This is a genomic window from Amycolatopsis thermoflava N1165 (assembly GCF_000473265.1).
GTDB lineage: Bacteria > Actinomycetota > Actinomycetes > Mycobacteriales > Pseudonocardiaceae > Amycolatopsis_E > Amycolatopsis_E thermoflava.
On sequence record NZ_KI421511.1, the window covers coordinates 7,647,750 to 7,659,927 of the forward strand.

General features: G+C 73.0%; 13 protein-coding genes. 8 read left to right on the forward strand and 5 right to left on the reverse strand.

Going from position 1 to position 12,178, the window contains the following annotated elements; translation table 11 throughout:
* Positions 1 to 89: 89 nt before the first annotated feature.
* From AMYTH_RS0138050 to AMYTH_RS0138075, 6 genes are all read left to right on the forward strand, one after another.
* Complete coding sequence (locus AMYTH_RS0138050; RefSeq protein ID WP_027934616.1) at positions 90 to 1,007, forward strand: LysR family transcriptional regulator; 918 nt, start codon at positions 90 to 92, stop codon at positions 1,005 to 1,007.
* Positions 1,008 to 1,021: 14 nt separating this feature from the next.
* Positions 1,022 to 1,504, forward strand: coding sequence for a DUF3237 domain-containing protein (locus tag AMYTH_RS0138055; RefSeq protein WP_027934617.1), 483 nt, complete (start codon positions 1,022 to 1,024; stop codon positions 1,502 to 1,504).
* Positions 1,505 to 1,674: 170 nt separating this feature from the next.
* A complete protein-coding gene (locus AMYTH_RS0138060) occupies positions 1,675 to 3,126 on the forward strand; it encodes a CYTH and CHAD domain-containing protein (RefSeq protein WP_027934618.1) in 1,452 nt (483 codons plus the stop codon).
* 18 nt (positions 3,127 to 3,144) lie between these two features.
* Entirely contained in the window at positions 3,145 to 3,558 is a 414-nt protein-coding gene (locus AMYTH_RS0138065) for an MmcQ/YjbR family DNA-binding protein (protein ID WP_027934619.1), read from the forward strand.
* 7 nt (positions 3,559 to 3,565) lie between these two features.
* Positions 3,566 to 5,176, forward strand: a complete 1,611-nt coding sequence (locus AMYTH_RS0138070; RefSeq protein WP_027934620.1) for a LuxR C-terminal-related transcriptional regulator — start codon at positions 3,566 to 3,568, stop codon at positions 5,174 to 5,176.
* Positions 5,177 to 5,286: 110 nt separating this feature from the next.
* The gene (locus tag AMYTH_RS0138075; protein ID WP_027934621.1) at positions 5,287 to 6,456 is read left to right on the forward strand and encodes a flavin-containing monooxygenase; all 1,170 of its coding nucleotides are present in this window, start codon (positions 5,287 to 5,289) and stop codon (positions 6,454 to 6,456) included.
* A gap of 241 nt (positions 6,457 to 6,697) precedes the next feature.
* On the opposite strand, the gene AMYTH_RS0138080 is transcribed toward AMYTH_RS0138075, so the two are convergent.
* Entirely contained in the window at positions 6,698 to 7,474 is a 777-nt protein-coding gene (locus AMYTH_RS0138080; protein WP_017984235.1) for an IclR family transcriptional regulator, read from the reverse strand.
* A 147-nt stretch (positions 7,475 to 7,621) separates the two neighbouring features.
* Here AMYTH_RS0138080 and AMYTH_RS0138085 point away from each other — a divergent pair, with 147 nt between their 5' ends.
* Together AMYTH_RS0138085 and AMYTH_RS0138090 are read left to right on the forward strand one after the other, a co-directional pair.
* The gene (locus AMYTH_RS0138085; RefSeq protein WP_027934622.1) at positions 7,622 to 8,338 is read left to right on the forward strand and encodes a CoA transferase subunit A; all 717 of its coding nucleotides are present in this window, start codon (positions 7,622 to 7,624) and stop codon (positions 8,336 to 8,338) included.
* Positions 8,339 to 8,340: 2 nt separating this feature from the next.
* Positions 8,341 to 8,982, forward strand: a complete 642-nt coding sequence (locus AMYTH_RS0138090) for a CoA transferase subunit B (protein ID WP_037323002.1) — start codon at positions 8,341 to 8,343, stop codon at positions 8,980 to 8,982.
* A gap of 257 nt (positions 8,983 to 9,239) precedes the next feature.
* Here the strand turns inward: AMYTH_RS0138090 and AMYTH_RS0138095 are convergent, their stop codons facing one another.
* Genes AMYTH_RS0138095 through AMYTH_RS0138115 form a run of 4 tightly spaced genes read right to left on the reverse strand, consistent with a single transcriptional unit; the run spans position 9,240 to position 12,111 of the window.
* Complete coding sequence (locus AMYTH_RS0138095; protein ID WP_228685131.1) at positions 9,240 to 9,827, reverse strand: hypothetical protein; 588 nt, start codon at positions 9,825 to 9,827, stop codon at positions 9,240 to 9,242.
* Between the two features lie 23 nt (positions 9,828 to 9,850).
* Positions 9,851 to 10,291, reverse strand: coding sequence for a GNAT family N-acetyltransferase (locus tag AMYTH_RS0138105; RefSeq protein ID WP_027934624.1), 441 nt, complete (start codon positions 10,289 to 10,291; stop codon positions 9,851 to 9,853).
* A gap of 9 nt (positions 10,292 to 10,300) precedes the next feature.
* A complete protein-coding gene (locus AMYTH_RS0138110; protein WP_027934625.1) occupies positions 10,301 to 10,699 on the reverse strand; it encodes a cupin domain-containing protein in 399 nt (132 codons plus the stop codon).
* 11 nt (positions 10,700 to 10,710) lie between these two features.
* Positions 10,711 to 12,111, reverse strand: coding sequence for an APC family permease (locus AMYTH_RS0138115; protein WP_027934626.1), 1,401 nt, complete (start codon positions 12,109 to 12,111; stop codon positions 10,711 to 10,713).
* Positions 12,112 to 12,178: the final 67 nt, after the last annotated feature.

Sequence of the window (12,178 nt, forward strand, 5' to 3'; positions counted from 1 at the left end):
GACGAGTCCACTGTCGGGCACCGCGGCGGTATCAGGGAAGACGAAATCGGTTATGGGAGGTATCAGCCTGGCTGATGTAGCCTGCGCTGGTGAACCTCGCGAGCCTGGACCTGAACCTGCTGGTGGCGCTGCACGCGCTGCTGCAGGAGCGCAGCGTCACGCGCGCGGCCGAGCGGATGGGGCTGAGCCAGCCCGCGGTGTCCGCGCACCTGGGCAAGCTGCGCCGGCACTTCGGCGACGACCTGCTGATCCGGGTCGGCAACTCCTACCGGCTGACCCCGCTGGCGGTGCAGCTCAAGGAACGGGTGCGGGTGGCGATCTCCGGGGTGGAGCGGGTGTTCGCCGCCGAACCGGACTTCGACCCCGCGTCCTCGGCCCGCGAGTTCTCGCTACTGATCAGCGACTACGGCGTCGCGGTGCTCGGCTCGGAGATCGCCGCGCTGCTCGCCGCGGAGGCCCCCGGCACGCGGCTGCGGCTGACCGCGAACACCCCGCCGCTGGTCGAGCAGGCGGCGCAGGCACTGGTCAACCACGACCTGCTGCTGATGCCGCACGGGTTCATCACCGACCTGCCCTACCGCGAGCTGTACCTGGACGACTGGGTGTGCCTCGTGTCCCGGGACAACCCGGATGTCGGCGAGGAGCTGACCGTCGAGCAGCTGAAGACGATGCCGTGGGTGGTCACCTACCACGGCCCGACGGCGTCCACGCCCGCCGCGCGGCAAATGCGGATGCTCGGCATCGAGCCGAACGTGCAGGTGGTGACGGAAACCTTCCTGAGCGTGCCGAGCCTGGTCCGCGGCACCGGCCGGGTCGCGCTGCTGCAGCGCAGGCTCGCCGCCGGGGTGCCCGCCGAGCTGGGTGTCCGGGCGCTGCCGTGCCCGCTGGAAATCGGCCCGCTACGCGAGGCGATGTGGTGGCACCCGATGTACGACGACGATCCCGAGCACCGCTACCTGCGGGACGTCGTCCTCCGCGCGACCGCTGTCCTGGATCAGAATCCCTGATAGTTTGCCGGGGCATGGCGACCCCGTACGAGCCACCGCGACCTGGTCTGGAGTTCCTCGCCAGGGCGGAGGTGACGCTGGACGAGGTGCTCCACCTGGGCGGCACCCCGCACGGCCGGCGCCGGGTCGTGCCGATCACCGGCGGCCGCGTCGAGGGCCCGCGGCTGTCCGCCGACGTCCTGCCCGGCGGCGCGGACTGGCAGATCCTGCAGACCGGCGGCTGGGTGCGGGTCGAGGCGCGCTACACCGCCCGGACCGACGACGGTTCGCTGGTGTCGATCGTCAGCCGGGGCGTGCGGCACGGGCCACCGGAGGTGATGACCGCGTTGCTTGCCGGCCAGTGCCCGGACCCGTCCACGTACCGCTTCCGCACCGCGATCACCTTCGAGACCGCCGAGGACTCGCCGGAGCACGCGTGGCTCAACCACGTCGTCGCGGTGAGCTCGGCGCTGCGCCGCCCGGACGCGGTGCTGCTGGACGTGTACGCGGTCTGCTGAACGGGCAGGCGGGTAGCGTCCGGCGCCGTTGGAGGAGGCGCGGTTGGACCGGGAAGCGCTGGCGGAGCTGATCGCCTGCACCGTCCGCGGTAGGCGAGGTTCCCGCCAATGGCCGCTCGGCTGGTGCTGTCGGCGGGTTTCCGCCGGTCGTCGCCCGGGAACTCCTGGTCATGGGCGCGAAGACGGTCACCGAGCGGGAGCGGAAGTTCGACTTCGACGACGGCCGGCCGGTGCCGCGGCTGGCCGGGGTGGGCCCCGTGGCGGAGCAGTCCCCGCCGAGGGAGTCCAGGCTCGACAACACCTACTACGACACCCGCGACCTCCGGCTGGCGCGCGCCGGCGTGACCCTGCGCCGCCGCACCGGCGGGGACGACGCGGGCTGGCACCTCAAGCGCCCGGCGGCGGCCGGGGCCCGCGAGGAGACCCAGCTGCCGCCGGGCGACCACCTGCCACCTGAACTCGCCGACGCCGCACGCGAGTGGACCGGTGGTGCGGACCTCGTCGAGATCGCGCACCTCCGCGTCGACCGCTTCACCCACGACCTCACCGCCGCCGATGGGCGGCGGCTGGCCGTGCTGACCGACGACCACGTCCACGGCGAGCGCGCCGGCGACCACGCGCACCTGGACCACTGGCGTGAACTCGAGGTCGAACTCGACGACGCCGAACCGGAACTCCTCGACACCCTCGCCGAAGCCCTCGTCGCGGACGGGGTGCGGCCCGCGCACTGGCCGTCGAAGCTGCGACGCCTGCTCGCCGCCGACCTGGCCGCCGACGAGGAGCCCGCCAACGCCGGGGACACCGTCATGACCTACCTGCGCGCGCAGGTCGAGGCGATCCGCCGGTACGACGAGGGCGTCCGGCGCGGCGACGAGGACTCGGTGCACCAGTTGCGCGTCGCGATGCGGCGGCTGCGGAGCGCGTTGCGCGGCTACCGGCGCCTCTTCGTGCGCGACCGGGCGAAGGCGCTGGCGGACGAGCTGAAGTGGGCCGGACGGGTGCTGTCCCCGGCCCGGGACGGCGAGGTCCGGCGCGAAACGCTGCTCGCCGAGCTCGCGAACCTCCCGCGCGAGCCGGAAACCGAGCACGCCCGCCGCACGCTCGTGTCGCGTTTGGACGAAGCAGCCGAGCGGGACCGGCGGGCGCTGCTCGCGGAACTGACCGGCGAGCGCTACGCCCGGCTGCTGGGCGCGCTCGACGAGTGGGTGGCCGATCCGCCGTTGACGATCGCCGCCGAGTCCGGGCGCCGCGAGTTGCGCAAGGCCCTCCGCCGCGCGAACCGGCGGCTGGCGGCCGCGGCGGAGGCGGTGCGCGACGCGAGCGACCCCGACGCCGCCCTGCACGAGGTGCGCAAGAAGGCGAAGGCGGCGCGGTACGCGGCCGATGTGGCGAAACCGTTGCTGGGCAAGCGGGTGCGCTCGTGGCGGCGGGCGGTCAAGCAGGTGCAGAGCGAGCTGGGCGAGTATCACGACCTGGTGAGCGCGGGTGAACTCCTCCGGCAGCGAACGGGTGATTCGGTGACCGACGCGTTCGTGTTCGGGCGCCTGTACGAGCGCGGCCGCGCCCGCCGCGCTGCCCTGCGGGAGAGCTTCGAGCGGCGGCAGCTGCCGGGCGCGCCGTGACCGCGGTACCGTTCGACGATGGCGACTGTCGGCGACGTGACACGGCTGGTCACCGAGCTGCCCGAGGTGACCGAGGGGGAGCGGCACGGTCACCGGACGTGGTCCGTCGCCGGTAAGGCGTTCGCCTGGGTGCGGCCGTTCAGCAAGGCCGACCTCCGCCGGTTCGGCGACGAGGCCCCACCGGACGGGCCGATCCTCGCGATCCGGGTGGACGACCTCGGCGAGAAGGAGGCGATCCTCGCGGCGAACCCGGACGCCTTCTTCACGATCCCGCACTTCGACGGTTACGCGGCGGTGCTCGTCCAGTTGCGGAAGGTGTCCCGCACAGCGCTGCGTGAAGCGCTCACCGACGGGTGGCTCGCCGTCGCGCCCGCGAAGCTGCGCGGCCGCCTGACCGACGGACCTGGTGACGAGGACATCGCGGGCGTTTAATGACCCGGTGGACACGCGCGTCCTGCTCGAGCGGGCCGGCGCGGCTTACGACCGGCGGGCCTGGGCCGACGCCTGTGACTCCCTGGCCGCCGCCGACCGGGAAACCCCTCTCGCGCTGCCGAACTTGGAGCGGCTCGGCGAGCTGGCCCTGTTGCTGGGCCGCCCGGAGGAGGCCGCCGACGCGTTCCGCCGCTGCTACGAGCAGCACGTGCACGCCGGCGCGATCGGCCGGGCCGTGCGGTGCGCCTTCTGGTTGCGCGAGGTGTGCGCGTTCCAGGGCGAGTTCTCGCGCGCACAGGGCTGGATGGCGCGGGCGGCGCGGCTGCTGGCGCACGACCCGGGCTGCGCGCAGCGCGGCTACCTGCTGATCGGCGAGGCCGAGCGGCAGACCGGGGACGCCGCGTTCGCGACCGCCGCGGAGGCCGTCGAGCTGGGGAACCGGTGCGGTGACCGGGATCTCGTGGCCATCGGGGTGCAGGTCCAGGGCCGCGCCCGGCTCGCGCAGGGCCGCGTCGAAGAGGGGCTCGCGCTGCTGGACGAGGCGATGCTCGACATCTCCGCGGGCGCGTGTTCCTCACAGGTGACCGGTTGGATGTACTGCAGCATGATCGCCGCCTGCCGCGACGTGCACGAGCTGGGCCGCGCCCGCGAGTGGACCGCCGCGGTGAACGCCTGGTGCGACGCGAGCCCGCAGTTCACCGGCGCCTACTCCGGCATCTGCCGGGTGCACCGCTCGGAGCTGCTGCAGCTCGTCGGCGAGTGGCCGGACGCGGTCCGCGAGGCGCGCACGGCCTGCGCGCGGCTGGACCATCGGTACGGGCACGTGGTCGCGGGCATGGCCTACTACCAGCTCGCCGAGATCCACCGGCTGCGTGGCGAGTTCGCCGACGCGGAGAGCTCCTACCGGCGGGCCGGCGAAAGCGGGTGGGACATCCAGCCGGGCCTGGCACTGCTCCGCCTGGCCCAGGGCCGCGCCGACGCGGCGGACGCGTCCCTGCGCCGTGCCCTGGCCGAGGCCGAGGACGACATCAGCCGGTCCCGCCTGCTGCCCGCGCAGGTGGAAGCCGCGATCGGCAACGGCGACCCGGGGTGCGCCCGGGCGGCGGCGGCCGAGCTGACCGCGATCGCCGGCCGGTTCCACACGCCCGCCCTGCGCGCGCTGGCGTCGGGCGCGACCGGCGCCGCGCTCCTCGCCGCGGGTGACGAGTCCGCGGCGCTGCCGCCGTTGCGGACCGCGCTGCGGCTGTGGTGCGAACTGGACGCGCCCTACGAAGCGGCGCGGACCCGGTGCCTGGTCGGGCTGGCCTGCCGCGCGCTCGGCGACGAGGACGCCGCGGAGGTGGAGCTGGACGCCGCCGCGGAGGTGTTCACGCGGCTCGGTGCCGAACCGGACCTGGCCCGGGTGCGCGGCGCCCGCCGCGGCGCCTCGCTGCTGAGCCCGCGGGAGACCGAGGTGCTGCGGCTGCTGGCCGCCGGCGCCACCAACCGCGGGATCGCGCGGGAACTGGTGCTGAGCGAGAAGACCGTGGCGCGCCACGTCAGCAACATCTTCGCCAAGCTCGGGGTGGGCTCGCGCACCGCGGCGGCGGCGTACGCCTTCCAGCACCGGATCGGCTGACTGGGCAGAACTACCCATGCCGGGGGCCGGGGAATTGGGTCGTTCACCCGAAGTTCCGTGGCGGGCCGCGGGCCTAGCGTCGGTGTCCTCGGAAAAGCTGGAGGTGCACGATGAGGTTCGACACGGTGGTCATCGGCGGCGGGCAGGCCGGGCTTTCGGCCGGGTACCACCTGGCCCGCGACGGCAGGCGGTTCGTGATTCTCGACGCGCACGAGCGGATCGGCGACTCGTGGCGGCGGCACTGGGATTCGCTGCGGCTGTTCAGCCCGGCGCGTTACGACGGCCTGCCCGGGATGCGGTTCCCCGCACCACCCGGCAGTTTCCCCACGCGGGACGAGATGGCCGACTACCTGGAGGCCTACGCACAGCGGTTCGAACTGCCGGTGCGCTGCGGCACGCGGGTGGACCGGCTGTCGCAAGAGGACGGCGAGTTCGTGGTGACCGCGGGGGACCAGCGGTTCGAGGCCGCCAACGTGGTGGTCGCCTCGGGCGTGTGGGGCGCGCCGTCCATCCCGGCCTTCGCGGGCGAGATGAGCCCGGAGATCCGCCAGATGCACTCGAGCGAGTACCGGAACCCGGCGCAGCTGCGGCCAGGGCCCGTGCTGGTCGTCGGGGCGAGCCACTCCGGCGCGGACATCGCGTACGAGGTGGCCAGCGAGCACCCGACGATCCTGTCCGGCACGGACACCGGCGAGATCCCGTTCTACTTCGAAGGCCGTGTCGCGTCGATGGCGTTGCGGGTGCTGTGGTTCGCCGCGACGCGGGTCCTCACCGTGAACCGGGCGGTGGGCCGCAAGCTGCGTGCGGAGGTGCGCGGGCACGGCGGGCCGCTGATCCGGGTCAAGAAGGAGGACCTGCGCAAGGCCGGTGTGGAGCGGGTCGTCGACAAGACCACCGGCGTCCGGGACGGCATGCCCGTGCTGGCGGACGGGCGCGTGGTGGATGTCGCGAACGTGGTGTGGTGCACCGGTTTCCGCCCCGACTACGGGTGGATCGACCTGCCCGTCACCGGCGAGGACGGCTACCCCGAGCAGGAGCGCGGCGTGACGTCGGTGCCCGGCCTGTACTTCGTCGGGCTGCCGTTCCTGCACTCGTTCAGCTCGATGCTGGTGGGCGGAGCGGGCCGCGACGCCAAATACGTGGTCCGCCACCTGGCCCGGCGCGCCCCCGAGGTATCCGCGGCGGACCTGACGACGCTCGGGATGGACCACCAGGCGCACGGAAACCTGACCGAGGCGCGGCGGCTCTACCAGCGGGCGCTGCGGACGCTCGACCGGTGACGCGGGGGCCCGGCTGAGGCCTGGCCCCGGGCGGGGCACCTCGCTCCCCGCGCGACGCACGCCGCGCGGGGAGCGGCCGCTGCCGGAATGGGGCCGGCGGAGTGCGGGCTGCCCTTGCCGGCCGGCCAGCAGTGAGGCGCGCCTCGCCGCTCGGCAAGGGCACCCCGGCCGCCGCTTGTCCGGTGCGGCGATCGGTCTCCGGCCGCATCAGCCCGCGGTGCCCGGACCCCCGCCCCCAGCGTCAGAGCCCGCCGTGCTGCCGGTCCGCGCGGAGCGCCGTCGTCAGCGCGTGGGCCTCCTTGAGCAGCAGCGCGCCCAGCTGCGCCCGCCGCGGTTCGCGGAAGCGAGACTCCACCCCGGTCAGCGTCAGCGCCCACGCCGGCTCCCCGGACGAGCCGAACACCGCCGCCGCCATGCCCCAGCTGCCCTCGACCACCAGGCCCGGGTTGACGGCGTACCCCCGCTCCCGCGTCTCGGCGATCCGCTCCCGCAGCGGCCCCGGCGCGTGCGCCGCGCCCCACCGCTCCGTCAGGTCGACCCGCGCCAGGTAGTCGTCGATCTCCCGGTCGGACAGCAGCGACAGCACGACCAGCCCGGCCGAGACCACGCCCAGCGGGAACCGCGCGCCCTCGTACAGCACGAACGACCGGATCGGGAAGTCGCCGTCCTCGCGCAGCAGGCACACCGTCTCGTCGCCGCGCCTGGCGGAGAAGAACGCGCTCTCCCCGGTCGCCGCGGCGAGCCGGTGCACGCTGGCCCGCGCGTGCTGCGTCACGTCGTAGCGCGCGGCCGCCGACTCGCCCAGCAGGTACAGCTCCGGGCCCAGGTACCAGCGGCCGCTGCGCTGGTCGCGGTCGACGAACCCCTCGTCGGCCAGCGCCGCCAGCAACCGGTGGACCGTCGGCCGGGCCAGCCCGGTCAGCCGCGACACGTCGGAGGTCGACGCACCGGGCTCACCGGCCGCGGACAGCGCACGGAGCACCAGCGCGGCGCGGCCGATCAGGTGGGCGGGCGGCATGTCCCCATGGTACGTCCACTCAGTGAACGCCAAACCTCGAGCCGTTCACCTGACGAGAGATCCAGAACGGCTGCTTGACCGGGTTTCCCCAGGTCGTCTTGACTGCGGGCAGGTGCTCATCCCACGGACGCTCGAAGGAGAGTTCACGTGTCCAAGGTGTTCGGCGCGGCCGCCGACGCGATGGCAGGCGCGCTGCGAGACGGCATGACGATCGCGGTCGGCGGCTTCGGTCTGTCCGGCATCCCCTACGACCTGATCGAGGTCGTCCGCGAAGCCCGGGTGCGCGATCTGACGATCGTGTCGAACAACATGGGTGTGGACGGCAAGGGTCTCGGGCTGCTGCTGGAGAACAAGCAGGTCCGCAAGGTGATCGCGTCCTACGTCGGGGAGAACAAGCTGTTCGCGCAGCAGTACCTGGACGGTTCGGTCGAGGTCGAGTTCGCGCCGCAGGGCACGCTGGCCGAGCGGATGCGCGCGGGCGGCGCCGGCATCCCGGCGTTCTACACGAAGACGGGCGTGGGCACGCCGGTGGCCGAGGGCAAGCCGCACGCCGAGTTCGACGGCGAGACCTACGTGCAGGAGCGCGGCATCGTCGCCGACCTGGCGCTGGTCCACGCCCACACCGCCGACCGGGAGGGCAACCTCGTGTACCGGATGGCGGCCCGCAACTTCAACCCGGTGGTCGCCACCTGCGGCCGGGTGACCGTGGTGGAGACCGAGGTCCTGCTCGACGGCTACGTCGACCCGGACCTGGTCATCACCCCCGGCGTGTTTGTCGACCGGCTGGTGGTCGCCACGCCGCGGGAGAAGGAGATCGAAAAGCGCACGGTGCGCCCGCGGGCGCTCGCCGGGACGGAGGCGTGACCATGGGCTGGAGCCGCGACGAGATGGCCGCGCTGGCGGCGGCGGAACTGCGCGACGGGGACTACGTGAACCTCGGCATCGGCATTCCCACGCTGGTGGCCAACCACATCCCGGATGGCGTCCGGGTGACCCTGCAGAGCGAGAACGGCATCCTCGGCCTCGGCCCGTTCCCGTTCGAGGGCGAGGAGGACGCCGACCTGATCAACGCGGGCAAGCAGACGGTGACCGTCCAGCCCGGCGCGAGCTTCTTCGACTCGGCCACGTCGTTCGCCATGATCCGCGGCGGGCACATCGACCTGGCGATCCTCGGTGCGCTGCAGGTGGCCGCCAACGGCGACCTGGCGAACTGGACCGTGCCCGGCGCGCTGGTGAAGGGCATGGGCGGCGCGATGGACCTGGTCGCGGGCACCAAGCGGATCATCGTGATCACCGACCACGTGGCGAAGGACGGCAGCCCCAAGATCGTCGAGACGTGCACGCTGCCCCTGACCGGCGCGGGCGTGGTGGACCGGATCATCACGGACCTCGCGGTGCTGGACGTGACGCCGGAGGGCCTCCGCCTGGTGCGCCTCGCGCCGGGCGTCACGGAGGAGGAGCTGCGGGAGAAGACGGGCGCGAAGGTGCTGGAGCCGGTAGCGGGCTAGGGCTGTGACCGGGTGGGACCGTTGGTTGACAGTCCCACCCGGGCAACCGCACGGGTTGCCCGGCAGAGCCGCTCGGCCACGGCGCGGCTTGCCGGTGGCGCCGCGGTCGCGGTGCGGCTTGTCGGGCAGCCGCGCTCCGTCGCTGCGCGGCCTGCCCGGCGCGCGGTGACGGTCTGGCTCGCCGACAGACCCGCTTGGTCACGGCGCGGCTTGCCCCGGCGGCCCCGCCGGGGCCCGCACGCCTCCCGCGCCCAGCGTCAGGGCATCCGCCACACCAGCGGGTTGCCGTCGTAGTCGTTGCCGTCGTAGCGGGCCGCCACCACCGGGTCGTCCGGCGATGTCGCGTCCAGGTCCGCGTTCTCGTACCGCGCGCCCGGGTGGTCGAAGTCGCCGGGGGAGAGGCGCGGTGCGCAGCTCGGGATGTCGCCCGTGATGAACGTTCCCGTGGTCTCCCCGTCGCCGACCAGGGCCTCCAGCGTCGGGCCGACCTTGGTGCCGAAATCGGTCCCGGTCAGGTTCTCCACGGTGTAGCGGATGCAGTACGGCGTCAGCCCCTCCGCCTTGTCGCCGAACGCGGTCCGGAACTCGTTCTGGTCCGCCTGCTCGATCGCGGTGACGGTGATCGCCAGCAGACCCTCGTCGATCCCGTCGGAGTAGTTGACCACCGCGCGCTGCCCGACGGTCAGCGAAGTGCCCGGCGGCGTCGTGGGTTCCACGATGGGCGGCGGGGCGCTGCTGCTCGTCGCCGTCGCGCTCGGAGCGTCCGAAGAGGACGATCCGCACGCCGGGGCGGTCAGCGCCGCCGCCACCACCGCTGCTGTCCGGAAGAGAGAACCACGCTTCACGCCGGTTATGATGCCGTAACCGATCAAGGCGTTCCGCGGTACCTCATCGCGATCTTGCGACCACGGCGCACCTCACGGAAACCCAGCCGCCGGTACAGCTCGTACGCCCGCGTGTTGACCGCCAGCACGTCCAGTTCCACAGCCACCCCGCGCCGGTCCGCGTCGGCGATCAGGTCCGTGATCAGCCTGCTCCCGACGCCGCGTCCCTGGAACTCCGGCAGCAGTTCGATCCGTCCCAGGTAGAGCGAGCCGTCCCGCTGCTCGACACTGAGCATGCCCGCGTCGGTCCCGTCCACGGTCACGATCTGCCAGCGGCCGGGCGCGAATCCGCGGTCGTGGTAAGCGCGCTGCTCCTGCTCGTCCCAGCCCCACACGGCCGCGACGTACGCGCCCATCGCGGCTTCGTGCAGCCGGAAGCAGAACTCGCGGTCGCCCTCCGTCGCGGGGCGCAGGGTGACTCGCACATGACCTCCCTAGAACGGCTCGCCCGTCCGGACGTCCACCGCCGAGCCGCGGTCGTTCGTCTCCGACGGCAGCTCCACCTGGCTCGGCGAAGGTTCGCTGATCAGCTCCACAATGTAGTGCGTCACGGCGTGGTCCTCCAGGTTGCGGATCCGGTGCGGCGTCAGGGGCCCGCCGCTGCCGACGGTCTTGAACGCCACGTACCCGGCCTCGGCGGTCTGCCGCAGCGTCCAGTCCTCGTCGCCGAGGCGCTGCGCCTCCGCCCGGCCCGGGTCCGGCCAGATGATCAGGTGGTCGTGGTGGTGCTGGTGCCAGTCGTACATCCCACGCGGCGGCAGGGTCATCGACCACACGCGCACGCGGTCGTTCTCGAACACCAGCGTGTCGCCGGGATTGGGCGTGAAACTCATCGGACTTCCTTTCAGGCCAGAGCCGGTTCCTCGGTGACGGTCCGGGTCCGCGCCGCGAGCCAGCCGTAGGCCGCGGCGACGACAAGGGACAGCGGCAGCGCGCTGATGACGGGCGAATCGCTGCCGGTGATCTCCGTGTAGTGGGCGACGATGACCACCCCGCAGCTCACCAGCGCCACGCACGCGATCGACGGCGCGACCCGCACCGCCCAGGTGGACCCGCCGATCCGCCCGCGCGCGGCCGCGGTGACGATGCTCGCCGAGCACGCCGCCATCAGGTAGATGATCGCCAGCGCGGTGATCCCGGAGACCGCGGGGAAGAACGTCGCGATCGGATCGGCGCCGGCCACCGCGAACGGCACCACCACCAGCACGCACACCACCAGCTGCACGGTCCCCGCGGACACCGGTGTCTGCCGGCGGTGGTGCACCCGGCTCAGCGACCGGGGCAGGAACCCGTCGCGCGCCAGGGAGAACATGTACCGCGACGCGATCGCGTGGAAGGACAGCGCCGCGGCGAAGAAGCTGAACGTGATCATCAGGCTCAGCACCGGGCCGGCCCACCCGCCGAGGTAGGCCGTGATCGCCGAGACCAGCAGCGCGCCGGGATCGGCCTGTGCCGTCGCGACCGCGTCCGGGAACGCCGCCGCGATCGCCCACATGACGAACACGAACGTCACGGCCAGCACGATCAGCGCGGAATACGTTGCCCGGCCGACGTTCCGCCGCGCCGACCGCGCCTCCTCGCCGTAGATGGCCGCGGCCTCGTACCCGGCGAAGGACAGGATGCAGAACACCACGGCGAGCCCGAAGTTCCCGCCGAACACGCTGCCCGGCGCGAGCACGTCGAACGAGAACCCGCCCGGACGCCGCACCAGCACCGCGATCGCGAACGCCAGCAGCACCGCGAACTCGGTGACGGCGACGAAGACGTTCACCTTGCCCGCGATCGTCACGCCGAAGTAGCCGACCACCCAGGTGGCGGCCACCGCCACCAGCGCGATCACCCACCACGGGACGTCCAAGCCGAGGTAGGCGGACAGCCCGGCGTGCCCGAAGTACCCGACGGCCACGGACATCCCGGCCGCCGCGACGTTGTAGGCCAGCGTCGCCACGAGCGCCGACGCGCCGCCCATGCGACGGCCGAGGCCGAACCCGATGTAGGCGAAGTAGGCGCCCGCGTTGACCACCTGGCGGCTCAGCGCCACGTAGCCCGCGGAGAACACCAGCAGGATCGCCAGCACGAGGACGAGCACGCCGACCGTGCCGGTGCCTGCGCCGAACGCGAGGCTCAGCGAGAGGTTCGAGGCGACCGCGGTCAGCGGTGCGGTCACCGCGATCACCATGAGGATCATGTCGAAGATGCCCACCGCGTTGGCGCGCAACCGGTGGTGGTTTCCGTCTGGGGTCATGAGCACTCCTGGACTTCCGGGGTGAATGGCGGTCCCCCCACCACGCCACGGAACAGCGCTCGCGAAT